This is a genomic window from Streptacidiphilus sp. EB103A (assembly GCF_041261405.1).
In the GTDB taxonomy this organism is placed as follows: Bacteria; Actinomycetota; Actinomycetes; order Streptomycetales; family Streptomycetaceae; genus Streptacidiphilus.
In genome coordinates this window covers 78,362-102,198 of sequence record NZ_JBGCAQ010000030.1, presented here as the reverse complement: position 1 = coordinate 102,198, position 23,837 = coordinate 78,362, and the positions used below count along the sequence as shown (strand labels likewise).

The following is a 23,837-nucleotide window of genomic DNA, read 5'->3' as shown; positions in this document are numbered from 1 at the left end:
TCTGGGACAGCTCCCGGAAGTAGCCGATCACCGTTAGGAGAGCACCTCGTGGAGAAGATCCTTCAGTTGCAGGACCTGTCGGTCGCCGACATCGATGACACCACGCTGCCAGCCTTCAGCTCGTTGAGCTACCTCTGCGAAATCCACCAGGACTAGCGGGGGTTGAGCGGGAGGTGCTGTGTCCCGCTCACCCAGCGTCGTTCTGAAAGCGGCGCGGGCGGTCGCCCATCTGGGCACCGTCCGCGCCGCCCAGCACCGTACCCACCGTCCGGAGGAACAGCGATGGACAGCCCGCCGCTTCGCCGCAATCGCGACTATCAGTGGCTGTGGAGCGCACATGCGCTCTCGGCCTTTGGTTCGCAGGCCTGCTACATCGCTCTTCCCCTGGTCATCCTGTCGGCCACCCACTCTGTGACGGACTTCGCCGTCGTCACCTTCGCCGAGACCGTCGTCGGCCTGGTGGCGGCCCTTCCAGCGGGCGTCCTGGTGGACCGGGTCAACCGCAAGGCTGTCCTGCTGGCCTGCGACCTCGCCCGGGCGCTGGTCTTCGCCCTGCTCACCCTCGCCGTCGGCGCGCACCGAGTCACCTTGCCCATCGCCTTGATCGCCGCCACGGCCAACAGTGTCCTCACCGCGCCCTTCGGCCCTGCGGCCTCCGCCGCGCTGCGCAGCGTCGTTCCACCGTCGCAGTTGACCGCGGCGCTCTCCCTCAGCCAGGTGCGTGCGGCTGCGGCGACCCTGGTCGGCCCGCTGCTCGGTGCCGCCCTGTACGCTGCCGCACCCGCCCTGCCCTTCATCGTGAACGCTCTCTCGTTCCTCGCCTCGGCCGGCTGTATCGCCTTCGTGAAGATCCATGGATCGTCAACTACGAGCAGCGCCCGCGCCCACCCTGCTCGCAAACTGCTGCCCGATCTGACCACCGGCCTGTCCGAGGTGCGGCGCAGCCCGTTTCTGCGCTACACCCTGATCAACTCCGCAGTCGTCAACTTCGCCTTCGGCGGGATCATCCTGACACTCATCACCGCCAACTCCGCCGGCGGAACAACCGGCTTCCACAACGGCCTGATCATTGCCTGCTCCGGAGGCGGCAACCTCCTCGGCTCCCTTCTCGCACCCTGGGCAGGCCGCCACTTCACACCCCGCATCCTGGTCCTCGGCGTCCTGTGGATCACGGCAGCGCTGGTACCGCTGCTTGCCGTCCGAGGAGGCATCGTCCTCACAGTGCTGCTCATCGCCGGCTGCAGCGTGCTGGTTCCCTCCGCCAATATCGCCATCTCGGCGGCCACCCTGCACAGCGTTCCGAATCACCTGCAGGGGCGTGTCCAGACGGCGTGCGCGATCCTCCCCGGCCTGATCGTTCCGTTCGGGCCCCTCACTGCGGGTCTGCTCTTGGAGCACCTGGCCAACCCCGAGGTCTTCCTTGTCTTCGGCGCCGTCCTGAGCGTCCTCGCGCTCTTCAGCACCACCGACAACGGCCTTCGCCACATCCCCGATCTGCGTGATCACGCAGCCCCGACCGGTCCGCAACCGTCCAGCAGTAGGAAGGCCGCAGCATGACCGGTGCCCCGACACCGCCGCCTGAGGCCCTCCGGCTGAGGGAACCCTCGCAAGGCGCCAGCCGGGCAGCGCGGTTGCGACGGCTTCAGCGTCTGCGGGCACAGCGCTGTCCGGTCGGGTCGTCATGTCAGGATTTCCTATTTGCTGTCCGTTGGCGTCTCCCCTTCCAGGTGCCAGTGCAGGTTGCGCACCCCTGACTCCAGGGACAGCCGGGCGATGACGGGTTCCCATGCTTGGGGCGCATCGCCGCTGATCGCCACGGGAGTCCGAGGCTGGCGTACTCGCCGTGGTCCCAGTGGGCGCAGTCCGGTGGGGGTTAGCCCGTGGGCGGCCAGGGACTGTGCAGCAGTAGCGTCCGCATGTGGGTCTCCGCGCGGTGCTCGTTCTTCAGGATTACTGCGGCGCGCACCGCGTCCGGATCCGTGCCGGCGGCCGGGGCGTGGTTCAGCAGGCGTGCGACCGGGTGCAGCGCCAGGTGCACGGTGAGTACGGGCAGGGTGCCCAGCAGGGCGACGAGGAGTCCATCGGCGGCGGCCAGCAGTCCGAGGGCGGCCGAACACCACAGCGTGGCGGCGGTGTTGAGGCCGCGCGCTCCGGCGCCATCGCGCCGGATCAATCCGCCGCCCGGGGAAGCCGATGCCCGACACGACGTACGAGGGCACCCGGGTAGGGCTGTTGGTGTCGCCGACTGCCACGCTGTAGAGCACGAAGAGTGTGGCGCCGGTGGCGACCAGGGAGATCGGTTTGCAGGCCCGCTATCCGGGCTCGCCACTGCCGTTTGACGCCGGTAGGCGCTCCGCAACCCGCCCAGTCGCCAGCCGGAGCAGGAAGTCGAACATGGACAGATGGTGAGTGGAGCACTTCTTTCACAAGTGGTTCGGGGTCCGCCGGAGCACCGGCTCTAGTGCCGGACCCTTGGGCTATGCCTGCACAGCCCAAACCTTGACCGGCGCGTCCTCGAGTTGGTTTGGCAACTGCCAGGAGCGGAGGTGCTCCCATAACAACGGTGGGGGCATCCCCAATCGGGACACCCCCACCACCAAGATCTTCAGCCGGCTTCTAGTCGGCGCGGTCGGGCTAGGGGATGTTGACGGGGAGGCAGCAGCACGAGCAGGACCAGGCGGTGTTGGCGGTGGCCGGCTCCGGCTTCGCTGCCGGGTCGTGCATGCTGGTCACGGTCAGTGCGTTGAGGTCGAGGTCGCTGAGGTCGAACTCGACCTCCATCGCCTTGGTTTCGAGGATCTGGGGCATGGAGTCCTCCTACGTGTTGTGTTCCGACGCGACCCGTCCGGATTTTTGCAGGGCGGTATCGCGTATCCCGTCCACTCTCGGACTTTCGGCCTTGTCCGGCATCGGTAGAAGTACTTAACGGTGTACGTCTTCAGCTGCAGGACTGGCGTCGGTCGGAGATGTACGTAAGCGGTTAGGCATTTTTACCGACGCGGCTGGGGCGGACGGCTGCGAGCATCGCCTTCATGATCCTTGACGCCGCGCGTGGCCTGCCGCGCGGACTGGGCGGGCCGGAGGAGGCTGGATGACCGACACGACGGTCGGTGCGACGGATTTGCCCGCCGCCTCTCCCGGCGCGGTGACCGTGGCGCCGTACGCGGTGGTCCGAACCGTGGCGCTCTCTGCCCCGAAACCGTCGCCAACGGCGATCGCGTATCGTGAGATCGTCGGACGACTGGTCGACCTGACTTCCTGGTCCGAACGAGCCGGCCTCGAGCTGTGCGACACCCTGCACGACCTTGCCGGCTCCACACCACCAGATGTCCGTAGCCGGGTGCTGGTGCCCTTGCGACGAGACGTGCACAACCAACGATCACCGCGGCCGAAACTTCGGGCCGCGCTCGCAGACCTGCCCCAGCATTCCCCCTTGCTGGACGAGTGGCTGTCGTGGCGCGACGAAATCGACCGGATCGTCGACCAACTCGACATGCTCACCGAGCCGGCGTTGAAGGCCGACCGCAGTTCGCTGGCCGAACTCTGCCGGAGCGAGGAACTGCAGTGCGCCGTCGCACTGACCAGCGGGGATCTACTGCACGCGGTGCAACGTGCGGCCATCCAAGGTGAGGCACCGGACAAGCAGGCCCGCAAGTCCGAGGCCACGGTGCTGCGGTACGCGATGCGCGCCGTCACCAAGACCAGCCCGCTGTCCTGGTTCTCTCACGTCGGATGGGGCCAGTGGCGCGAGGATGACAGCGGACACGATCTGCGTCGCGCCGTGCCGTCCGCTGTGGCCCGGGTGGAGCGATCTACGCTGGAAGCGTTGGTCCAAGCGGTTCTCGGGCGCGGGGAGTTGCGTGCGGTATTGGACCACCGGCTCGCGCCGGGCCTGCGCTTCGACGGGTCGCACGTGCGATACCGTCGACGCTCCCCCGTCGACGAGACGTCCCCAGCCATCGTCCGCGAGGAGCAGGTGGCCGTTCCGCTGACCGCGCCGCTGCGCCATGTGCTTGCCCATGTCGGGGTCGGCGGCACCGTACGCCCGCACGACCTCGCCGCGGGTATCGCGGCCCGGCTTCCCGCGTCGTCGGACGAGGCAGAGCGCGCCGCGGTGGCGTACGTCGACGGGCTCATCGACCAAGGGTTGCTCCAGCCGGAAGACCCGTTCGATCCGCAGGCGAAAGACATCGTCCACGAGGCCACCCGCTGGCTGGTAGCCATCGGGTTCGCCGAAATGGCCGCGAAACTGGCCGACATCGGAGCGGACACCGAGAGGTACGCGCAACTTCCCGCGAAGTCCCGAGCCGAATGCCTGGCCCGGATCCGGTCCCGGTGGGCGGAGGCATTCTCACTGGTCGGAGCTGCACCTGCAGGCCGCAGGGCGCCGCTCACCGAGGATGTCGCCACTCACACGGTGACGGCCCTGGCCGCCGGTCACGGCAGCGCGGTCCTACCCGACATAGTCCGCCTGAGCCCCCTGTTTGAGCTGTTCGATGGATACTCGGTGGCCCGCCAGGTGGCACGGGACCGGTTCGTCGCACGCTTCGGCGTCGGCGGGAGCTGCGACTCGCTCGTCGAGTTCGCCGACGAAATCACCGAGGCATGGCGAGCGCTCGACCATGGGGACCGGGACAGCACGCTCGGCCGCCCCGACGGCCTACAGTCCGTCAGCGGTCAGGTCCAGGAGTTGCTGCGTCTGCGCGCCGAAGTGGCCTCCGCCGTCCCGGCCGCGGGAGTGGACGGCGAAGCGGTCCTGCCGGAGCAGCTGGTCGCCGATGCCGGACGTCGAAGTCCCGCCTGGCTCCGGACCCGCCCGACCTCCTACAGCGTGTTCGTACAGCCCGTCACGGATGCCGGCACCGCCCGCTTGTGCGTCAACCATGTCTACGGCGGCTGGGGGCGCTTCACGAGCCGCTTTCTCGACCACCTCGGCCCGGACGCGAAGCAGCAGGTGTCGGCGCAGATCGCCGAAGCGCTCGGCAGTGTGGAACGGGTAGCCCAGATCCGCCCTGTGGGCGGGTTCAACGCCAACCTCCATCCCCGGCTGGTGGCTGACGAGGTGTCCGAGGTCGCGGCCTGGGCGACGCTTCAACCAGAGCAGCTGGAGCTGGTCCACGACACCACTGGCGATCAGCTGCGGCTGCGGGTCGCCGCCACGGGCGAGCTGATCAATGTGCTGTACCTGGGCTTCCTCATGCCGTTCGTACTGCCAGGCCGTTGGATGCCGCTGGTGAACGACCTGGGGTCTGGCCTCGTGGACCTCGGTGGGGCGCTGGCGCGGACACAGGACCGCGACACCGCAGTGGGCCGCATACGGTACCAGTCCCGGTTGCGCTACCGCGATGTGATCCTCTCCCGTGCCCGGTGGCGGCTCCCGGCGGAGACGGCACATGCCTGGCGGGCCGATCTGGATCACGGATCACCCGTACAGGCGGCGTCTCGCTGGCGGGCCCTGCTCGGCATCCCCGAGCACGTCTTCGTCTCAGCGGCACCCCCCGAGGGTGCCACCGGGCCGAGCTCGATCACGTCCTTCTTCAAACAGCCCAAGTCCCAGTACGTGGACCTCGGAAGTGCCCTGCATGTGCGCTGCCTGTCGCGCACCCTGGCCCGCTACCCCGACAGCCTGATCATCGAAGAGGCGTTGCCGGAGCCCGAGGCCGGGATGCGCACCGTCGAGATCGTCGCCGAGACCTACCGGAGTCACCCGTGACAGCTCCAACCCTCCGTACCGCAATGCTGCGGCTGCGGCCGATCGTGCACGCCAGCCCGGTCCCTGACGGAATCCATGTACGGGGTGCTCAGTCGAGCTTCACCATGAACGGCGCTTCCGGACTGTGGCGACTGTGGCAAGCGACCTCAGTGGCCCTGGCTGACGGCCGCTCTCACGAACAGTTGCTGGACATGGCCCCCAACCCGACCGTCCGGACCGCGATGACCACACTGGTGCAGCAGTTGCACGAACACGACATGCTGGTCGAGATACCCCCGGGATGGGGTGAGTCACTGGACCCCGCCGACCCACCCGCGCGGATCGCCAGTTGGCTGGCTGCGGTCGCACCGGATCCCGTCGGCGCCTGGGAGCGGATCCGGTCCGCGGCGGTCACCGTCAGCAGGAGCGGTCCGGTCGCCGCCGCCGCTTCCCGGGCCCTGAGCGGGGCCGGGGTGAAGGCACTCTGCGCGGACGGTGTCGGTCAGCTGCCGGCCGCGCCCGTCCTGCTCGCCGCCGGTGACGTGTCTGTGGCGGTGGCGGCCTGCGGCGACGTCGGTTTCGTGACCCCGGCGGGATCCGCCGTATCGGCACACCGTGACGCCGAGGCGATCGCCGACCGGATCGGGCTGCCCGCCGAGATCCCCTCCCCGGCTGTGCTCGCCGCGTTGGTCGGCGGTGCCGCAGCGCATCGTCTGGTGTGCGCGATCGCCGGTCTGCCCGACCCCGGCGAGGACACATTCGCCGCCGCACCGGCAGCACCGTCCACGATTGGTTACCCCACCGCCCTCATCGCCCGCCTTGATCCGCTGCGTGCCGAATACCACCCGTGGTTGGACTCTGCCGAGCCCACCCTGCCGGTCGGCCGACCGGCCGATCAGGACACTGTGCTGACCCGGGTCGAGGCTCTGAGCGACCCCGAGACCGGCGTGCTGCCCGTTCTCGAACTGGACGACCTGCCGCAGCTGCCGGCCGGACTGGCCCAGTGCCGCATCGGCAGTGCCGTCGTCTGCGGCATCGGCACCGATACTGCCACGGCCCGGCTGAGCGCCGCCGTGGGTGCAGCAGAACACCTGATCGGCCTGGACAGCGGAGCCCCCGCCGTGGTGGGCGCCGACACCAGGCACGCCGAGGGTGTCCTGCTGCGCCGGCTGGTCCATGGACACCACCCTCATCCCGGCGGAACCGAGGCGGAGGCGGCGGATTGGGCGCTGTCGCCAGATGCCCGCCGCTGGTTCAAAGCGGTGACTCTGCGCTTCGGCGTCGAAGCCGACCTTCGGGTACACCGGACGGCCCCGGGCGTCTATCATGCCGAACTGCTCGGCGACACTGAACTGTTGGGCTGGGCTGTGGAGAACACCCCGGCGGACGCTGCGGCATTCTGCGCGCTGGCCGCGGCCGGGACCCTGCAATGGCGGGCCGCCGGCGGTGACCCGGCGGCGACAGTACATGCACCCTGTGGTGCCGCTCCCGCGCCCGCCACCAAGGCGCCGCGCTCGGTGCCTTGGCAGACCGGTAGCTGGATCTGGCCGGCAGCCGCGGCCGAGCGCGAAGACGCTCTGCAGCGTGCACTGCGTCGACTGCTCGTCACCCGTGCACAGTCCGCCACGCCGGTGGCCACGAACAGTGGCCTGCCCCGGGCGCTTGCGGTCGCCGGGTTCGTCGCCTTGGAGTTCACCCCGTGACCGGCACCACGCTCCGTTCGAAGCGACTGCGTCACCTTCTCGCCAGCGCTATGACCGACGCCGAGCTGCCGTGGCCGGTTCTGGACCTGAACACGGCGCTGACTGCCACCGCCCCTACCGCGGTGGTGGCACTGGACGATTGGACCCCCGACCAGGCTTCCGCCCTGTCCGCCCACACCTGGCGGACCGGGGCGACGCTGCTGCCGGTCCGGGTCGATGGGTCGACGGCACTGGTCGGGCCGCTGCTGCACCGCGACGCTCCTGCCTGCCTGGGCTGCGTCGAGACGGAACGCCTCGCGACCATCGGCGGTCGTACTCCGAGGGATCAGGGCGATCTACTCCTTGGCGGCGTGTGCGCGCCGACCGCGATCCCGCTGCTCGCCGCCCTTGCCGCGGATGCCCTCGCCGACCCCGCCCGCTGGTCGGGCACCATGTGGGCGGTGCGCACCAACGATGGCAGCTGCTCCACTCACTGGTCCAGGCCACGTCGCGGCGGCTGCTCGATCTGCGGGCCGCTGCCCAAGGACACGCCGGAACGTGCTCGGCTCGTCCCTGCCTCACGACCACTGGCCGATCCCTACCGGCTGCGTCAGGACAACCCGGCCACCAGTCGTGACGGGCTGCGTTCCGCACTGCACGACTGGCGGCTGGGCCCTGTGGCGGGCCTGTCCCGCCAGGAGGAGTACCCGCTGGCACTCGCCCACGCCGCAGTGGTCGGCGACTGGGAGAAGCGCGATGGCGGATACGGCCGCGCACTGACCTTCGCTGGTGCCGAACGGATTGCGCTGTTCGAAGCCGTCGAGCGGATGACCGGAATGGGCCCGCGCGGCAAGCGCACCGTGCTGCGCGGCAGTTTCGCCGAGCTCGGACCGCAGCGCGCCCTCGATCCCGCCCAGCTCGGGCTCTACGAACCGCACCTGGAGGAACTGCCGGAGTTCCGGATCGCCCGCTACACCCCGGAAACGACGACAGATTGGGTATACGGCTGGTCGATGGGCCGGGACCGAGCGCTCGCGGTGCCCGAGCAGGTGGCTTACTGGGGCCTTCCCCAGCGGCGGTCCGGCGGTGACTCGCCTCCGTTCGTCCTGGAGAGCTCCAATGGCTGCGGTCTGGGCAACAGCCTGGAGGAGGCGGTGCTCTACGGCCTGCTCGAGGTCGCCGAGCGAGACGCGTTCCTCATGGCCTGGTACGCCCGAACACCCTTGACCCGGATCGCGCAGCCCTGCGAAGACCCACTCGTGGGCCACTCGGCCGACCGGCTCGACGCCCTGGGCTACGACCTGCTGCTGTTCGACGCAAGCAACGACTTCGGCGTTCCCGCCGTGATCTCCCTCGTGCTGTGCCGCGACGCCGACTCCGCTGCCCCGCAGGCGTTCTTCGCGGCCGGAGCCCACCCCGATCCCATGGAGGCCATCCGCTCGGCCGTCGTGGAAGTGGTCGTCAACCTCGAAGTCGCCGCCGAACAGGCACGCACGTCGCCCCACACGTTCGACCGGGACCGACTGCGGCGGATGCTCGACGAGCCACAGCGGGTAGTCGCCCTTGACGACCACACCGGCTTGTACGCGCTGCCTGAAGCCCGTTCACGCTTCGACTTCCTGCTGGCGGACAGCGGACCGCCCCGACCCTGGCAAGAGATCTGGCCCGGACGGCCACAACCCGTACCTGATCTCGGCGTCCTGCTGACGGAGATGGCCGCCCATGTGGTACGGGCCGGCATGGACGTCGTCGTCGTCGACCAGACGGACCCGCAGGTACGCGACACTCTCGGACTCCATGCGGCCAAGGTAGTGGTGCCCGGCGCGCTGCCGATGACCTTCGGCCATGTCTACCGCCGCACCCGCGGTCTGCCGCGACTGCTGGACGTGCCGTGGCAGATGGGCCGCCTGCCGGTCCGTCCCCGCTACGAACACCTGCCTCTCGACCCCCATCCCTTTCCTTGAACGGGCAGGCATGACCGATCCCATGCGCACCGCGCTCGCCACCGCCTACGCGCACGGACCCGGAAAATCGATCCAGGCGTCGAACCGGACCGTACGCCCCGACCGGTACCGAGCAGCACACTCTGTGGCTCTGGGGAGCCTCGCTGACATCCCGGACTTCGGCCCGGCCCTGGTCCGAACGCTCACCGCGGCGCTGGCCCCCCACCGGTGGGAGCCCTGGAACCCGCACAACGACCACCGGGCCTACCCGTCTCCGCGCTGCGTGTACCTCACGGACGCCGCACTGCGGCTCGGTGAGCACCGCTGGCCGATCGATCCGGTCAGACTTCTGCTGGAAGGAGAACGACGGCTACCCGATCCGTCCACGGTCACCTCGGCCACGGTCGAGCTGACCGTCGAACCCCACCGGCTGTCCGACGGGTACGGCACCCTGCGCGACGCACTCGCCCTGTTGGAGGCCGGCCACCTCAGCTCCGCCCTCGTCGAGGCAGGGCGCGCCAACGGGCTGGCCGTGCATGCCTCGCCCCAGGTCGGCGGAGGCGGATCCGGCGTTGTGGCGGAGGTGACGATCCGTCACAGCACGGCCGTGACCTGGCCATGGCAACAGGTCAGCGCTGCACGCAGTTCGGCGCTGGGCCCACGGGGCCTGTCTGCGGATCCCCGACCGTTGCCTGCAGGGGTCCTGCAGCGCCTGCTCCAGGACAGCCGCCCGCCGACGGGTTCCCTGGCCGGCCGGCGCGGCGGGGGAGCGCTGCGGCACAGGCTCGCGGTGCGCGGGGTGACCGGGTTCACGGACGGACTGTACGAACTGGGCGAGGGAGGACTGATGGCACTTCGGCCAGGTCAGGCCACTCAGGGGATCCAGTCCGCGTTCCGGTTCGGTCCTGCGGACATCGACGTGACCGGCATGAACGTGGTCTGGGTGATCAGCGCCGATGTGGACGACGTGATACGAGGTCAGGGCCCCGACGGCTACACGAATGCGCTGCTGAGCGCAGGGGCGGCTGCCCAACACGTGTGCTCCGCGGCCGCCGCGGCAGGACTGTTCTGCCGCCCGGTGCGCAGCCTCGACGAACCCGCCACCGAGGCCGCAGTGCAGGCCGACATCGGCGAGGACATCGTCTACATGCTGCTCGTCGGCCGGCCCCGTGCCCAGGACTTCTGCTATGACCTCACGGACCCGGAGGAGCCGACATGGCAGTGACTCCCGCTTCGTCCCGCGGCAGGACATGGAGCAGCCTGCACTGCTTTCTGTACTGGCGGCCCGAGCACACCGATACCTTCCTCACTGCGACCCTGACACCGCTGATGGAGGCCCTGCGTACGTCCGGCCGGATCGAGGAGTGGTTCTTCATCCGCTACGCCGAGAACGGACCCCACCTGCGGATCAGGGCCCTGGGAGCTGACCCGGCGACCACTGAGGAACTGCACGAGCACCTGACCGAAGCCGTGCGGGCCGCGCCGTATCCGATCGGTGACCAGGTCGAGCAGGCATACCGGCGGACCGCGGGCGATCCGGAGGCCCTGCGCGGGCATGGTGAGGTGCGCGAGACCGCCTACGAGCCGGAGACCGAACGCTACGGCGGCGCAGCTGCGCTGCCGGTCGCGGAAGAGGTGTTCTGCCAGTCCAGCAGGATCGCCGCGGCGGCCGTCGCATGCACCCCGCAGCACGGCCAACGACTGGCCGCCGCAACAGACTTCGTTCTGGCTACCGCGCTGGCACTCGACCTCGACCCGCTGGATACCGTCCGGTGGCTGCGTCGCGGTGTGATCGCCTGGCGTGGGTACTCCGAGAGCACGAGTCTGGCTCCGACGACGGTCCAGGGCTCGGCACTCGACGCGGCGGCGACTCAGTCGGCGGCCGTCGTCCGCCGCTGGCACGACATACACTCGTCGAGTGCCTCCGGAACGCGGTTGCGTGACCAGTGGGGCGCCTGCGTCAAGGCGGCACGCTCGCGCCTGGAGGTGGACGACGCGGTCAGCCGGGAGCGCTGGCTTCAGGTGTGGTCCTCGCAACTGCACATGCAGCTCAACCGGATGGGCGTGCTGCCCGACGAGGAGCGTTCGCTCTACTGGTTCATCGCCTCGTCCCTTCTCGCTCCCGGCGGCACCACCGACTTCTTCGCCGACCACCCCCGGGCTGTGGACCGCTGTTACATCGACGCCAGCAACTACGCGCCGAGTCGGATGCAGTGGCAGCAGCCGAGAGACCTACCACGGGTCGAGAAGCAGACCCAGCGCAAACCGTTCGTCGGATCACCGGTGGCCCTGACAGCCGGAGAGTCGCCGAGTATGCCGCTGGGCGAGGCCATGACCCGTCGGAGGTGCGCGCAGGGGGATCTCGGCGGGTCCACGAACGCGGAGGATCTCGGCAACCTGCTGTGGTCCGCCCATGCCGGACATGCCGCACCTGATACCCGTGGCTACCAGCCTCGCCCGTACCCGAGCGCCGGCGCGAAGTACGTCGCCCGACTTCGGCTCATCGCCCGCGACGTCGCCGGCCTGAGCCCGGGCATGTATGAACTGGAGCCAGCGACCAGGACGCTGCTGCCGATCGGGGCGGCACCGACAGCCGATGAACTAGCAGCTGCGTCCATGTGGTTCAGGCGCGAGAACGCCTCTGCCCCGTATGTCGACGTGTCGGCGCTTCCCGCGATGGTCGGCCTCCACGTTGAACTCGGCGCGCTACGAGAACGCTACGGCCTGCGCGCTCTGCGGTTCGCCTTCCTGGAGGCGGGACACCTCGCTCAAAATCTGGCTCTCACGGCCGCGGCAACGGGGCTGTCGCTAGGCGTGGTGGGTGCGTTCTACGACGACATCGCACACGAGCTGTTCATGCTGGACGGCATTGATGACGTGCTTGCCTACTTGTTGCCGGTCGGCCAGCTCCGGTCCGGGGTGACTGGAGTTGTCGGACGGGCGGATCGCTGAAGGGCCGTACGGCTCTAGGAACGATAAGGATTGTCTGTGTTGTCGACGTTCGACCCGTGCCTCGAGCGGGAGCAGCTTGCGGTAGCCGTCTTCTGGTGCGAGGCGGTCGCCTACCCGGCCGACCACGGCCGGGCGTTCCGGCTGGGCGGGTACGCGGCCAGGACTCCCGAACTCGCCTTGGGCTGGCTCTTGGAGCGGGCCTCCGATGTGGCCGACCAGGTCGCGGAGATGGCGGCACTTCCCGTCCACTGCTGGCTCTATGACGCTCCCGGGCACGCGAGTGTGCTTCGTTCCCTTGCAGCCGGAGAGATGTTTGTCTTCACTGTCTTCGACGAAGGGGTCCGGTTCATCCTTTCCGCCCGACCGCCGGTGTTCCAGTCACCCTCCCGGGCACTCCAGTTGGACACTGCCGGAGGCCAGGTGCAGTTCCCGGAGCACCCGAACCCGGACAGGTTGCTCTCCGGAGGGCCGTAGTGAGCTCGCTGCTACGCCCACCGGTGCCGAGACTAGCGGGGCAGTGGATTGCGCATCGGAGTGATCAGGCCGAGTCGGCGTCATTGGCGCTGAGGAGGAGGCTGGTCAGGGCCGTGCGGGAGGAGACGTTGAGTTTGCGGTAGATCCGCGCGAGGTGGGCATCCACGGTGCGTTTGCTGAGGAACAGTTGTTCCGCGACATCGCGGCTGCGCTTGCCGGTCGTGACCAGGGCGGCGATCTGGCGCTCCCGCTCGGTGAGCAAGTCGGTGACGCCAAGCTGTGGGGATTCCGTGACTGTGCTCTCGGAGGTGGCGCTCGCTGCCAGCAGATCCTGTGCCGCGACAGCGTCCTCATGGACCCGCACGGCTCCGTGGATGTCGGCCAGGTTCACAGCTGAGGCCAGCCAGTTGGCGGCGGTCTCCGGGCCGAGTGCACTTTCGACTGAGGACGCGCCCACAACCAGCGTCCAGGCATGGTGGATCGGCCTTCCACCGCGCCGGAAGCCGAGAGCGGCCTGTTCGAACAGTTTGGCCGCCAGGGCGTGCTCACCGTCGGCCATGTGCAGGATGGCTTGAGCGCGGTCGACATGCGCCTGCTGGACAGGAAGCCCCAGTCGCTCGGCGGTGGAGTCACCGTCGCGGGCCCAGCGCCGGGCCGCGTCGGCATCGCCGGTGAACAGTGCAGCCGTGGACAGCATGGCCAGTAGCATCGGGTGGTAGTTGGGCTGGAACAGGTGCAGGTCCTCGCCTCCGCCTCCCTCGAGCAGAGCTTCGGTGCAGCCGGGGGCGTCTCCGCTGATCAGTCGCACCATGGCCAGCTGCATGGCTGCGGACCCTGCCCACCAGCCGGGCTGTGCGGTGCGTGCGCTCTCCTCGGCGAGTGCGACGACCGCGGCGGAGTCGCCCCGGCTTCGCGCCCAGACCATCGCGCCGACTCTCATCGCTTTGCTCATGCTGATTCCGTCGTCCGCACCGGTGGCCCGGGCGACACGCTCCGCCTCCAGCGCCCATTGCTCGGCCTCGTTCAGCCGGCCGGCCTCCTGATCGATGTAGGACAGGCCCAGCAGGCAGTGCGGCACCATCTGCTGCGGTCCGCCAGCCTGTGCGAGGGTCAGACCGCGGCGGAAGTGCCGCGATGCGGCGGGGTGCTGCTCGGTGAACAGCTCGGTACAGCCGAGCATGGCAAGGAGTTCGGGGGTGCGTGCGGCTGCGGCATCCGGCAGGCCGTCGACGAGTTGGGTGCAGTCGAGGAGCGCGGGAATCGCGGCGGTCATGTCGCCGAGGTAGCTGTCGCCGAACGCGGACAGGACGCGCACAGATGCGACGGCCGTGGCGTTGACCTCTCCGCTGGTGCCGGTCTCGTCCCTTGCGGCAGTCGCCGCCGCGACTTCGCGTACCAGCGTGCGCGCCTGCCGGTAGGTGCCCCAGAACACGTGCAGGCTTCCGTATTCGAAGGCGAGCTCGGCAGCGGCTGCGGGCAGCGGTCGCGGCAGCGCGTGCAGGGCGGTTCGCGCGGAAGCCTCGGCCTCAGCGAATCGGCCGAGTTGGCGTTCTGCGGCCGCGCGGGCGGCGTACGCCTTCAGGCGCAGGTCCTCTGTCAGATACGTGTGGTCGCGCAGGACTTCGTGGGCCATGGTCCGGGCGGCCTCGAGTCTCCCGGCCGCGCTCAGGGCGCGAGAGCAGTCGATCATCAGGGCAGCCCGTTCAGGGGTCGGGCGGTCGCCACTCGGCAGGGCGTCCAGGGCCAGGCGAAGCCAGCGGACCGCAGTCGCCGGAGCGTCCGGGAGGACTCCTGTCGCGCCCTGGGCCAGCAGGATGACGGCAGCCGGCGCGTCCGTGCCGACGAGGTGCTCGGCATGCCGTGCCTGTTGTACGACGGAGGCCCCACGGGCCGCGAGTAGGCCCAGCGCTCGCTGATGGGCGGTCAGGCGGTCCGATATCCCGGCGCGATCGTGGGCGACGTGGCGCAGCAGCGGGTGTCGGAAGGTGAAGCGCCCGCTCGACGTGACGGGACGCACCACGTCGGCTCGTACGAGGTCGTTCAGCGCGTCGAGGGTCTGGTCGAGATTGTGCCCGGAAACCTCCGCGACGTCCTCGGGGCGGAACGGGTCGCCGAGTACGGCAGCTGTGTGCGCTGCCGTAGCCGCATCCGGCGTCAGCGCGTCGAGCTCCGCAGTCAGGGCCACGGCCTCGCGAAGCAGCCCGTCCGTGTCGGATCCGGGGCGGTCCGGCCAGAGCTCGGGCTCCCAGCCCCCGGCTAGAAGAATGCGCAGGTGGCGCGGGTTTCCCTCGGACGCGGCGCGCAACTGCTCGGCGAGCTCGGAAGAGCTGAGAGGCTCGCGAACGGCGGCGGCAGCCACCGGGACGCGCCAGTGATCGAGCAGGACGGTCACCGCTTCGGTGTCCAGCGGTTCGGGGTCGATACGGACCACGCTTCCGGTCCGTACGCCGTGGTCCAGCGCCTCCAGTAGTACGGGGTCGGTCCGTCGGGGCTGGTGTGCCAGAGCGAGGATTAAGGGTCCGGGTACGGGGGTTCGGACCAGCCGTGCGGCCAATTCGGCAGAGGCAGGGTCGCACAGGTGGACGTCGTCCAACAGCAGCATGCCCCCTCCGCCGTCGGCGGCCCATTCCGCCAACCGGGAGCGGATCGCGCGGAAGACCGCTTCGTCGTCCGCTGCCGACACGCTCAGGCCCGGCCGGTCTCCCCAGGCGTCGCGGAACACCTGATAGGCAGTGGTGTTCCCGCGTACGGCATGGGCCCGGGCCACCTGGACCCCGCATCCCCCGGCCAGTTCTGCCAGCACGCTGATCAGGCGGGTCTTGCCGATGCCCGGATCCCCGGCGATCTCCAGGACAGCGCCGTGTCCGGAGCCCATTGCTTCCATCACCCCGATGAACCCCGTGGTTTCGGCCTCCCGCCCGACCAGCAGGTCATGGGTCCCCTGAAAAGCTGGAATGAACATGCGCACCCCTCCTGGCCGCGCCCCGAGACGTATGTTCCGTCGCGGGCGGATCCCGCCGGCAGACCCGAATGCAGGTCGAAGACGTCCGGTGCTCCGGCGGTCCGGAGGCGGCAACAGCTTGCACTGTACCCGTCACGCTGAAGCGGAGCCGCAGAGGAGACTTGAGCTTCTGAAGCGTAACTTGATTTTAACTTCTGATTCCAAACACAAAATGATGGGTGAGCCGCTCATTCCGGCACATCCCAGGTGAAGCGGTGGACGTGGATGCCGAAGTAGGGGAACGACTCCACCCCCCGCACCCCAGGGATCGTCCGGATACGGTCGTTGATCACCGCGGACAACTCGTCCATCGTGCGGCACACGACTTCGGCGAACAGGTCGAAGGAGCCCGCTGTGGCCACGAGGTAGATCACGCTGTCGATGTGACCGAGGGCGTCCGTGATCTCCCGCGGGTTGCGGTCGACCTTGATGCCGAGCAGCGCCATGACGGGCAGGCCCAAGGCCAGCGGATCGGTCACGGCGGCGATCTGCAGCACCCCGCTCTCCATCAGCCGCTGCACCCGGGTCCGGACCGCCGGAGCGGACAGTCCCACCTCCCTGCCGAGGTCGGTGTACGAAGTCCTGCCGTCTTCTTGCAGTCGCCGGATCAGTGTCCTGTCGACTGCGTCCAAATCGATGCGGGCCGTCACATGATCACCTTGCGCTCCACGGATCAGATCAGAGGGGTCCGATAGCTGGTCAGGCTGACTGCTTCTCCGACACAGACAACCGGGTCCTGCCTGAGGATAGACACGCGATCATGCGAACGTAACAACGGTGCAGCGCCCTGGTCGCGATCTGCTGCTGCTTCGCGCCCGAGACTGGATGTGATCCACGGGAGATGACCCCCGGGTGGGCGACCCGGTGGGAGTCCCACGGTGCGCCGCCCAGCTGTGATCGGCGGATCCGGCGGTGTCCCTGTACACCGGAAGCATGTCGACTGGACCTCCTTGAGCCCGGACTGCGTCGCGGCGTGCCCCTGCGCAGGCGCACATGCTGGGCGAACACGAAAAGCTGGGGGCTGAGTTTGACGATCACCCGCGGGATTGACTGGGCAGGACCACTAGACGTGGCCGACGCTGCGCCAACCGCCACCGGCGCTCAAACATCGACCGATTGAGCCGAGCCGGGTAGCTCATCGCACGGCACCCTTCGGATGCTGTTCGCCTGGACTGGACCTTCTGGTATCCCCACGACTCGTACAGGGCCTGGACGCGGGGTGGGTGGTGTCCACCAGCAGCACTGGCAACCGCCAGCTCTTCGCCGACTCCCCGCTGTACGCGGTGATGGTCAAGCACCTGGCCGTCGCCAACTCCGCCGTGAGCGCATAGGACTGCCCCGCCAGCTCGACCAGATCGACGCGACCCGCTCGGAGATCGCGCACCTGAGCCAGGAGATCGACCGGCAGTTGCAGCCCTACCGCCGCCAGGTGGAACTGCTGTGCACCATCGCCGGGATCAGCCAGACCCTCGCCGCGGTGATCCTCGCCGAGGTCGGCGCGGACATGGGCCGCTTCCGCACCGCGGGACACCTGGCGTCCTGGGCGGGGATGTGCCCGGGCAACTACGAGTCCGCCGGCAAGTCCAAGCCCGGACGAACCCGGCACGGCGACAGCTGGCTCAAGGGAGCCCTGGGCATGGCCGCCAGCAGTGCCTCCCGAAGCAAGAACACCTACCTCAACGCGCAGTACCGGCGCCTGGTCCCCCACCGGGGCAAGAAACGGGCCCTGGTCGCTGTCGGCCACTCCATCCTCGTCGCGATCTGGCACATGCTCGCCCACGACATCCCCTACCAGGACCTGGGCCCAGACCACTTCACCGCCCGGATCAACGCCGAACGCCGAGCCCACCGACTCCTGGCCGAACTCTCCAAACTCGGCTACGAAGTCACCACACAGCCCCGCCACGAAACCGCCTGACCTGCAGCACAGTTCACCGGTGCGGGTCATTTTCTAGAGAGCTCGGGAATGGTTGACGAGATCCCGTCCGATCCAAGTGATCGGGCGGGATCTCGTGGTTTTCGGGTCTGCAGGCGGTCGTCGCCGGGGCGGTGGCGGTGCTGGTGGAGTTGCACGGGAGCGGCTGGTCGGGGTGGTGTGCTTTTTGTGAGCGATCGTTCAACTATGGAGGTGCCGGTGGGCCGCAGACGGCTCTGGGGCCGGGCAGAGGTCCTGGCCTCTGCTATGCGACTCTTCCGCCACCGGGGTTACCTCGGCGCCTCGCTGCGGGACATCGAGGAGGCGACCGGGCTGCACCCGGGCAGCCTGTACCGGGTCTTCGAAAGTAAGGACGGCCTGTTCCGCGCCGCCCTGGACGCTTACAACGACCAGGTGGTGCAGGGCCGGGTCCGGGTCCATCTCCTTGAGCCGATGGACCCCGTGGCCGGCATCCGGTCGTTCTTCACCTCAGCGTTCGAGACCGGCCTCGATCCCGATCCGGGCTGTCTGCTCACCAACACCGCCGTGGAGTCCTTCACCGTTCCGCAGGCCGCCGCCGGAGTACGCCGAGGGCTGGACGCGATCGAGTCCGGCTTCGCAGACGCGCTGACGCGGGCCCGCGCGCTGGGCCTGCTGTCGGCGGATCTGGACGTCGAGGTGTCGGCAGCCCGGCTGCTGGCGCTCTATCAGGGTCTGCTGGTGCTGGTCAGGGCCGGCACGCCCCTCACGAAACTGCACACCATCACCGATGGCGCGATGGCGTCGATCGGCCCCGAGAAAGACGGACAGCGATGAGTGACTCACAGCAGCTCTGGACGAACTATGCCGCGTGCTGGTCGGCCGACCCCGACGAGCGGCTCGCCGCCCTTCGCGCGGTGGCGGTCGAAGACGTCGCCTACCGGGACCCGGGCACGGAGGTCGGCGGGCTGACCGAGCTGGCCGCCTACATGACCGGATTCGCAGGAGCCTTCCCCGGCCACCGGTTCCGTATAGACGAGGTACTCGACCACCACGACCGCTCGCTCGCACGGTGGACCCAGCTCGGCGAGCAGGACCAACCCGCCATGGCGGGCGTGAGCACCGCGCTCCACCGCGACGGCCGACTCGCCGACATCACCGGGTTCTTCTCCGCGTGAGCGGATCTCGCAGCCTCGCCGAGCATGTCGCCGATCAACTGGCGCCGCTCGGCGAGGTCACCATCCACCGCTACTTCGGCGGCTGGGCACTGCGCAGCCACGGCAGGCAGTTCGCGATCGTGATGGACACCCTCTACCTCCGCGTCGACAGCGCGGCCCGCTCCTTCTACGAGAGGGCCGGGTCCACGCCGTTCACCTACCACGCCGCGGGCCGCCAGGTGGTGGTGCACACCTACTACAGCGCTCCGGCAGAGGCGATGGACGATCAGGACGGACTGCGCTCCCTGGCCCGCACGGCACTCCGCTGATCAGCCGAGCCCCAACCGCCGCACCGACGGCACACCGCTCAGAACTCCGCCCCCGGTCGCTGCAAGCGGCCCGTCCGCCCGGTGGGGCAGGGCCGGGAACGGCGGCGACGGAAACGCGAAGGTAGGTCTGAGTTCGGGAAGCGATCATCACGGACTTGGGAAGCGATCTACAACGGCTCGAACCGCTGCTGGCCAGGCCTATTCGTGAACACCCTGGGCGACGGATGACCAGGCCGTCCCCGGTCGGAGCAGATCGCCGGGTCCGCAGTGGCCAGATGTCAGCGTGGGTAGGGTCGGGGCGTAATCGGACAGCGCGACAAGGGGGAGCGATGGGACAGGCCGTGAAGCGGATCGACTCGCTGGATCCCGGTGACCTGGGCGTCCGGGTTCCGGGCGGCCTGCAGGTGCAGGTCATGCACCCGGTGACCGGCCAGAGGCAGGACCGTCCAGTGCGCTGCCCGTGGTGCCAGGGCGGCACCGACCTGCTGCTGCGCACCGGCCCGAGGGACGCGACGGTGATCTGCGACCAGGGCCACGCCTGGACCGACATCGGCGTGCGGACCGCAGCGGTCCCCCAGCTCCACGCCCTGGCCCGGCACGGCGGCGTTCCGATCGCCGCCCCGGTGCTGATCCCGCAGACCGCCAGTGGCGTGTGGCTGTGGCTGCTGCCCGACGCCGAGGCCCCCGGCGCCGGCGGCGAGGACCTGCCCGTGACCGAGGCCCCGGACACCGCGCCTGGGTACTGCTGGACGGCTGCCCGACCTGGTGGTGCGTGACCCCACCGCGCCGCTGTCCTCGCGCTGGGCCCACTTCACCTGGGGACTGCTGGGCTGGGCCATCGCGAACGACGGCACGCTGTACGACCGCCTGGTCCACCATCCCGAGACCGGACCAGACACCCGCACGGTGGGTCCGGCGCTGTGGCTGCTGCTCTACGACACCGCCACCACCGGGCCGTTGCCTGCCGAGCACTGGATGCGGCTGGACCTGGCGGACCTGGCCGCTCGTTTGAACCCCGACGACCAGACCACCGTGCCCCTGCGGGATCGGCTGAAGACCCGGCAGGACCCCGAGGTCTGGGAGGCACTCAACGAGACCGAGACACCTCCGTGCTCCGCGCCTCCAGCACGGAGGAATGGATTCAGGCCTGCGCCCTGGCCCATCTGGTCCTGCTGGCCCAGCTCTACCAGGCCAGCATTGCCGGGGCTACGCGGCCGGGCTGCGCCTGGACCCGACGTTCGCGCGACCGCGGGCTGCTCGACTGCTGCGCAGTAAGGGATCGGCATGGAGACGTTCTTCAGCGACGGGAAGCTCTGGCCGGGTGGCGGCCCTTACCCCCACTTCCTGGTCCAGCTGGGCGATCGTCCGCAGTTCTGTGTCTACGCCCGCGCCCACCACGAGCTGTTCGGCCGGTATCCGTAGCTCGGCATCGTCCCGGAGCGGTGGCTGCACTCCACGGTCCAGGGCATCCACCAGCGCGCCACGCCCCGGCAGATCGACCTGTTGCGGGCTGCTGGCCGTAGGGAGCTGCGGATCATGCGGCCCTTTACCGTCCAGTGGGGCCCGACGTGGCCCGGGATCACCGCAGTCACTGTCGCCGCCTACCCCGAGACCGGCATGGCCGAGCTGAACCGGCGCGCACGGGCGGCGACCAGCAGCGTTCCCGGGCTCGCCATGCGTCCTGCCGAATCGCGGTTCTGGGCGCATTCGACGCTCTGCTACGTCACGGAGGCGTTCGAGGACCACCGGCTGAACCGCGCGCTGCGGGCCCTGCGTCCCGAACGCGTCGACGTCACCGTCGACCGGATCCATCTCGTAGACCAGCGCCAGGATCCCATTGCCGGGTACTACACCTGGGACGTGATCGAGGAACTCCCCCCACAGCCGCTCCATGACCCGCACGGGCCACGACGGGCCCGGTCAGCGTCACCTTGGTTGCGCTATCTGCTGCGGGACGCCTTCGGCGCGGTGCCCGTCACCGGGGACGCCTCCATGGACGTACGCGCCCTGGCCCTGGCCTACCGTATCTTCGCGCTCCAAGGCCCCACACGCTACGCGTTCATGTTCGAGCAGGCGGTGCCCAAGTTCGACCCCGGCCCGGACCTCCGGGCGCGAGCCTTGGAGAGCACCTTCGGGGTGCTGGCCGCCGCAGTCGCGCAGGCCGACGCACAGGCGACTCCCGAGCGCGGCGCGTACCTGCTCTGGACGGCAATGCACGGCATGGTGAGCATCGAGCTGACCCATCGAGACCGCACCGAGCTGCCCGGCTGGTCCATCGCGTCGGACTGGGAGGGCATCTACCTCGACGGCGTGCGCGCAGTCTGGAACGGCCTCGCCCTCTGACAGTGATGATGTGACTGGTGGTTCTGCTGATGAGCCTGACTCGCCCTCTGACTGACGTCTCGGACTGTCCTGTTTGGGATTTGTCGGCTCATCAGCGGCACCATCACGCACGCGGCCGGACGGGCGCTTGTGACTTCAGGAGCTTGGTCCAGGAGCCCCGTCACTGTCTTGTCCACCCGCCCGACCGGCGCGTGCCGCCCTCGGCTCGGACAAGCGGCAAGGACGGACCTGACCAGCATGACAGTAGCCGCCGTCGCCCCAGGACTTGGTGATCGTCGCGTAGGTCGCGGCCACGGTGCTGTTCCCGGTCGACTACGATGGCGACCGCGCCTGGCCGATCGGCCCGGCCGGCCGCCGCTTCGAGTTCGTGGCAGCGGTGCCTGGCTGGCATTACCGGAGCAGTGGCGCCGACTGGATCATGTTGTTCTTCGAACCCGTCGACCGGCTGGCCCTGTTGACGTTCGATTGGAGCTGACGGCCCGGCCGGCCGGTCCCGTTGTTGCTCGCGAGAGGCGGAGCGAATGTCGCAGGACGACCGGCAGAACGATCAGGGCGCAGCAGGCGCCAGAGCGGCTGCGCAGAACTTCTTCGACGAGATGCGCCGGTGGGAGGAGTGGATGGAGTCCTGTCGGCGCGACACCACGTACGCTGAGCAACTGGCAGCAGTGAAAGCGGTGTTCAACAGATATCTGGCGAAAAAGGCGCTGGCTCGGCATCAGTCGCGCTACGACCTGCTGTGCTTCGGCACGCCGCCGGATTTCGAGGAGCCGATCCTCCGCGTCGAGCAGGAGACGCCGAGGAAGTGCTGGGTGTACGTGCCGGAGGGACTGATCGGCGGCGAGGCCCGGTACGCCATGGTGCGCGAGGGCGGCGCGTGGAAGGCCGCGTTCAAGGAGGTCGACGTCGCCCTGACGGGCAAATGGAAGCGGTGGCTGGATCTCTAACGCCCGGCCGGACAGGCGCGTGCTAGTGCAGCGCCGCGTTATTTCGTTGAGGTGTCGGTGAGTCAGGCGGCCGGGTCGAGGTACAGGCGGCCGTTGTGCTGGCGAGGCAGCCTGTTGTCCTCGTGGGGGTCGCGGCTCGACGCACACGCAGATGGTGCTGCATCGGCTCCGCAGGACTCTTTGGCACGCAAAGCGCGCTGCCCCGCATCCGGTGCCTGTCGTGATCACCGCCTGCCAGATCACACTCCTGACCGGGTGGCGAGCCGTGACCGCGAGAGGATGAGACAGAGGTCGGTCAGCGTCGGGGGCGCCGGATTTTCATGTCGTCGAGGCTGGTTGCGGTGCCGCGCAGCGTGCTGTGGCGGATTCCGCGGTTGGCCAGGTCGGAAGCTGCCCTGTCGCAGGCCCGTTGGACTGCCGCGGCGTCATCGGCGTCGGCGGGTTGCCGGACGACGCAGCGGAACGTGAAGTTGCGTGGCGGCAGCTCGTAGATGAGGGTTCCCTCGTCGGTCAACGTGGCATTGAGGATGTCGTGTTCGGCGGCGGTCTCGATGAGTGCGGCACGTTGAGCCTGGTCGAGGTCGGCGAACGTGCCGCGGACGATGACGCGGTAGGTGCGGTCATTCATGTGTCGGGGGCTTCCGTTCAAGGGGGGCGGGTTCAGCTGTCGGGTGTGCGTGGTTCTCGGCGAGCAGGGCTGCCAGTCCGTCGAGGAGACGTTCGAGACCGAAGGCGAAGCGGTCCTCCATGGACGGGGCGGTGAGGTCGCCGGCCAGGGCGACGAGGTTCGGGTAGGTCGCTTCCGGCAGTCCGCGCAGTCGGTCGGCCGCCACCTGGGCGACCTCGGAACGGCTGGCGCCCTCGGTCTCGGATGCGGAGATGGGCGCCTGTTCCTGGAGCACGAAGCCCTGGACGAAGGCACCGAGAAGGTAGTTGGCCAGGGCGGCATCGGCGTCGGAGAATCCGGCTTCCCGCAGCCGGTCCAACTGATCCTCCATGAGACGCAGCAGGTTCGGGCCGAGTGCGAGCCGCCCTGCCACGACCTTGGCGGAGTCGCGCTTGGCCAGCAGGTGCCGCCGGTAGCGCAGCGAGTACTCGCGGAGCTGCTCCCGCCAGTCGCCCTGTCTGGGTGGCGGCTCAGCGTCGGCCATGAGCTCGTCGGTGAGCAGGTCCAGCAGTTGTTCCTTGTTGCGGACGTGCCAGTACAGGGAGGCTGCTTTCACTCCCAGTTCGGCGGCGACCTTGCGCATCGACAGCCCGGCGATGCCCTCGCGTTCCAGCACCCGCAGAGCCGCTGCGAGGAGCGTCTGACGGGTCAGTCCCGGCTGTGCAGGGCTCTCGGCTGCGCTGTCGTCTGCCACCGGCCACCTCCGTCGAAAGAAAACCAGATTGCAATCTAACACCGTTAGGGGCAGTCTATCGGCGC

The 23,837-nt window shown here is 69.0% G+C and carries 23 protein-coding genes; 17 read left to right on the top strand and 6 right to left on the bottom strand.

Annotation, left to right across the window (positions count from 1 at the left end):
• Window positions 1-282: 282 nt before the first annotated feature.
• On the top strand, window positions 283-1,557 hold the full coding sequence (locus ABH941_RS37190; RefSeq protein ID WP_370135158.1) for an MFS transporter: 1,275 nt from the start codon (window positions 283-285) through the stop codon (window positions 1,555-1,557).
• A 316-nt stretch (window positions 1,558-1,873) separates the two neighbouring features.
• Here ABH941_RS37190 and ABH941_RS37185 read toward each other — a convergent pair whose 3' ends face one another.
• Together ABH941_RS37185 and ABH941_RS37180 are read right to left on the bottom strand one after the other, a co-directional pair.
• The gene (locus ABH941_RS37185; RefSeq protein ID WP_370135156.1) at window positions 1,874-2,173 is read right to left on the bottom strand and encodes an MgtC/SapB family protein; all 300 of its coding nucleotides are present in this window, start codon (window positions 2,171-2,173) and stop codon (window positions 1,874-1,876) included.
• A 461-nt stretch (window positions 2,174-2,634) separates the two neighbouring features.
• Complete coding sequence (locus tag ABH941_RS37180) at window positions 2,635-2,808, bottom strand: hypothetical protein (protein WP_370135153.1); 174 nt, start codon at window positions 2,806-2,808, stop codon at window positions 2,635-2,637.
• A 343-nt stretch (window positions 2,809-3,151) separates the two neighbouring features.
• Between ABH941_RS37180 and ABH941_RS37175 the strand changes: the two genes are divergently transcribed.
• The 6 genes from ABH941_RS37175 (at window position 3,152) to ABH941_RS37150 (ending at window position 12,743) form a co-directional block, all read left to right on the top strand.
• Window positions 3,152-5,713 (top strand): lantibiotic dehydratase, encoded by a 2,562-nt coding sequence (locus tag ABH941_RS37175; protein WP_370135150.1) that lies wholly within the window; start codon window positions 3,152-3,154, stop codon window positions 5,711-5,713.
• Between the two features lie 191 nt (window positions 5,714-5,904).
• A complete protein-coding gene (locus ABH941_RS37170; RefSeq protein WP_370135148.1) occupies window positions 5,905-7,395 on the top strand; it encodes a hypothetical protein in 1,491 nt (496 codons plus the stop codon).
• The gene (locus tag ABH941_RS37165; protein ID WP_370135145.1) at window positions 7,392-9,338 is read left to right on the top strand and encodes a TOMM precursor leader peptide-binding protein; all 1,947 of its coding nucleotides are present in this window, start codon (window positions 7,392-7,394) and stop codon (window positions 9,336-9,338) included. Before ABH941_RS37170 ends, ABH941_RS37165 begins: the two co-directional genes overlap by 4 nt.
• 10 nt (window positions 9,339-9,348) lie before the next feature.
• Window positions 9,349-10,542, top strand: a complete 1,194-nt coding sequence (locus tag ABH941_RS37160) for a nitroreductase family protein (RefSeq protein WP_370135143.1) — start codon at window positions 9,349-9,351, stop codon at window positions 10,540-10,542.
• Window positions 10,533-12,269 (top strand): thiopeptide-type bacteriocin biosynthesis protein, encoded by a 1,737-nt coding sequence (locus ABH941_RS37155; protein ID WP_370135141.1) that lies wholly within the window; start codon window positions 10,533-10,535, stop codon window positions 12,267-12,269. Before ABH941_RS37160 ends, ABH941_RS37155 begins: the two co-directional genes overlap by 10 nt.
• 39 nt (window positions 12,270-12,308) lie before the next feature.
• Window positions 12,309-12,743, top strand: coding sequence for a hypothetical protein (locus ABH941_RS37150; protein ID WP_370135138.1), 435 nt, complete (start codon window positions 12,309-12,311; stop codon window positions 12,741-12,743).
• Window positions 12,744-12,807: 64 nt separating this feature from the next.
• Here ABH941_RS37150 and ABH941_RS37145 read toward each other — a convergent pair whose 3' ends face one another.
• Together ABH941_RS37145 and ABH941_RS37140 are read right to left on the bottom strand one after the other, a co-directional pair.
• On the bottom strand, window positions 12,808-15,705 hold the full coding sequence (locus tag ABH941_RS37145) for a LuxR C-terminal-related transcriptional regulator (RefSeq protein WP_370135135.1): 2,898 nt from the start codon (window positions 15,703-15,705) through the stop codon (window positions 12,808-12,810).
• A gap of 227 nt (window positions 15,706-15,932) precedes the next feature.
• Complete coding sequence (locus ABH941_RS37140) at window positions 15,933-16,394, bottom strand: Lrp/AsnC family transcriptional regulator (RefSeq protein WP_370135133.1); 462 nt, start codon at window positions 16,392-16,394, stop codon at window positions 15,933-15,935.
• A 758-nt stretch (window positions 16,395-17,152) separates the two neighbouring features.
• Between ABH941_RS37140 and ABH941_RS37135 the strand changes: the two genes are divergently transcribed.
• The 10 genes from ABH941_RS37135 to ABH941_RS37090 all read left to right on the top strand — a co-directional run bounded on the left by ABH941_RS37135 (window position 17,153) and on the right by ABH941_RS37090 (window position 22,411).
• On the top strand, window positions 17,153-17,662 hold the full coding sequence (locus ABH941_RS37135; RefSeq protein ID WP_370135130.1) for a transposase: 510 nt from the start codon (window positions 17,153-17,155) through the stop codon (window positions 17,660-17,662).
• 186 nt (window positions 17,663-17,848) lie between these two features.
• Entirely contained in the window at window positions 17,849-18,475 is a 627-nt protein-coding gene (locus tag ABH941_RS37130; RefSeq protein WP_370135127.1) for a TetR/AcrR family transcriptional regulator, read from the top strand.
• Window positions 18,472-18,816 carry a nuclear transport factor 2 family protein gene (locus ABH941_RS37125; RefSeq protein WP_370135124.1) on the top strand — a complete coding sequence of 115 codons (345 nt, stop codon included), beginning with the start codon at window positions 18,472-18,474 and terminating at the stop codon, window positions 18,814-18,816. Before ABH941_RS37130 ends, ABH941_RS37125 begins: the two co-directional genes overlap by 4 nt.
• Window positions 18,813-19,124, top strand: a complete 312-nt coding sequence (locus ABH941_RS37120; RefSeq protein WP_370135121.1) for a TfoX/Sxy family protein — start codon at window positions 18,813-18,815, stop codon at window positions 19,122-19,124. Before ABH941_RS37125 ends, ABH941_RS37120 begins: the two co-directional genes overlap by 4 nt.
• Before the next feature lie 329 nt (window positions 19,125-19,453).
• The gene (locus tag ABH941_RS37115) at window positions 19,454-19,900 is read left to right on the top strand and encodes a hypothetical protein (protein WP_370135118.1); all 447 of its coding nucleotides are present in this window, start codon (window positions 19,454-19,456) and stop codon (window positions 19,898-19,900) included.
• Window positions 19,893-20,399, top strand: coding sequence for a hypothetical protein (locus tag ABH941_RS37110; RefSeq protein WP_370135115.1), 507 nt, complete (start codon window positions 19,893-19,895; stop codon window positions 20,397-20,399). Before ABH941_RS37115 ends, ABH941_RS37110 begins: the two co-directional genes overlap by 8 nt.
• 9 nt (window positions 20,400-20,408) lie before the next feature.
• Window positions 20,409-20,546, top strand: a complete 138-nt coding sequence (locus tag ABH941_RS37105) for a hypothetical protein (protein ID WP_370135112.1) — start codon at window positions 20,409-20,411, stop codon at window positions 20,544-20,546.
• A gap of 114 nt (window positions 20,547-20,660) precedes the next feature.
• Entirely contained in the window at window positions 20,661-21,467 is an 807-nt protein-coding gene (locus ABH941_RS37100; RefSeq protein ID WP_370135109.1) for a TetR-like C-terminal domain-containing protein, read from the top strand.
• Window positions 21,468-21,762: 295 nt separating this feature from the next.
• Window positions 21,763-21,942: a hypothetical protein gene (locus ABH941_RS37095; RefSeq protein ID WP_370135107.1), complete on the top strand. Its 180-nt coding sequence runs from the start codon at window positions 21,763-21,765 to the stop codon at window positions 21,940-21,942.
• Window positions 21,943-21,988: 46 nt separating this feature from the next.
• Complete coding sequence (locus ABH941_RS37090) at window positions 21,989-22,411, top strand: NTF2 fold immunity protein (protein WP_370135104.1); 423 nt, start codon at window positions 21,989-21,991, stop codon at window positions 22,409-22,411.
• A gap of 295 nt (window positions 22,412-22,706) precedes the next feature.
• Here the strand turns inward: ABH941_RS37090 and ABH941_RS37085 are convergent, their stop codons facing one another.
• Both ABH941_RS37085 and ABH941_RS37080 read right to left on the bottom strand, forming a co-directional pair.
• Window positions 22,707-23,039 (bottom strand): DUF6204 family protein, encoded by a 333-nt coding sequence (locus ABH941_RS37085; protein WP_370135101.1) that lies wholly within the window; start codon window positions 23,037-23,039, stop codon window positions 22,707-22,709.
• Window positions 23,032-23,772, bottom strand: a complete 741-nt coding sequence (locus tag ABH941_RS37080; RefSeq protein WP_370135098.1) for a TetR/AcrR family transcriptional regulator C-terminal domain-containing protein — start codon at window positions 23,770-23,772, stop codon at window positions 23,032-23,034. The genes ABH941_RS37085 and ABH941_RS37080 overlap by 8 nt, the downstream gene beginning before the upstream one ends.
• Window positions 23,773-23,837: the final 65 nt, after the last annotated feature.

Excerpts from the sequence above, each read along its gene's own strand:
- ABH941_RS37105 (WP_370135112.1), top strand. The coding sequence starts at position 20,409 with ATGGAGACGTTCTTCAGCGACGGGAAGCTCTGGCCGGGTGGCGGCCCT.
- ABH941_RS37115 (WP_370135118.1), top strand. The coding sequence starts at position 19,454 with ATGGGACAGGCCGTGAAGCGGATCGACTCGCTGGATCCCGGTGACCTG.
- ABH941_RS37190 (WP_370135158.1), top strand. The coding sequence starts at position 283 with ATGGACAGCCCGCCGCTTCGCCGCAATCGCGACTATCAGTGGCTGTGG.
- ABH941_RS37085 (WP_370135101.1), bottom strand. The coding sequence starts at position 23,039 with ATGAATGACCGCACCTACCGCGTCATCGTCCGCGGCACGTTCGCCGAC.
- ABH941_RS37155 (WP_370135141.1), top strand. The coding sequence starts at position 10,533 with ATGGCAGTGACTCCCGCTTCGTCCCGCGGCAGGACATGGAGCAGCCTG.
- ABH941_RS37090 (WP_370135104.1), top strand. The coding sequence starts at position 21,989 with ATGTCGCAGGACGACCGGCAGAACGATCAGGGCGCAGCAGGCGCCAGA.
- ABH941_RS37100 (WP_370135109.1), top strand. The coding sequence starts at position 20,661 with ATGCGGCCCTTTACCGTCCAGTGGGGCCCGACGTGGCCCGGGATCACC.
- ABH941_RS37125 (WP_370135124.1), top strand. The coding sequence starts at position 18,472 with ATGAGTGACTCACAGCAGCTCTGGACGAACTATGCCGCGTGCTGGTCG.
- ABH941_RS37170 (WP_370135148.1), top strand. The coding sequence starts at position 5,905 with ATGGCCCCCAACCCGACCGTCCGGACCGCGATGACCACACTGGTGCAG.
- ABH941_RS37180 (WP_370135153.1), bottom strand. The coding sequence starts at position 2,808 with ATGCCCCAGATCCTCGAAACCAAGGCGATGGAGGTCGAGTTCGACCTC.
- ABH941_RS37160 (WP_370135143.1), top strand. The coding sequence starts at position 9,349 with ATGACCGATCCCATGCGCACCGCGCTCGCCACCGCCTACGCGCACGGA.
- ABH941_RS37145 (WP_370135135.1), bottom strand. The coding sequence starts at position 15,705 with ATGTTCATTCCAGCTTTTCAGGGGACCCATGACCTGCTGGTCGGGCGG.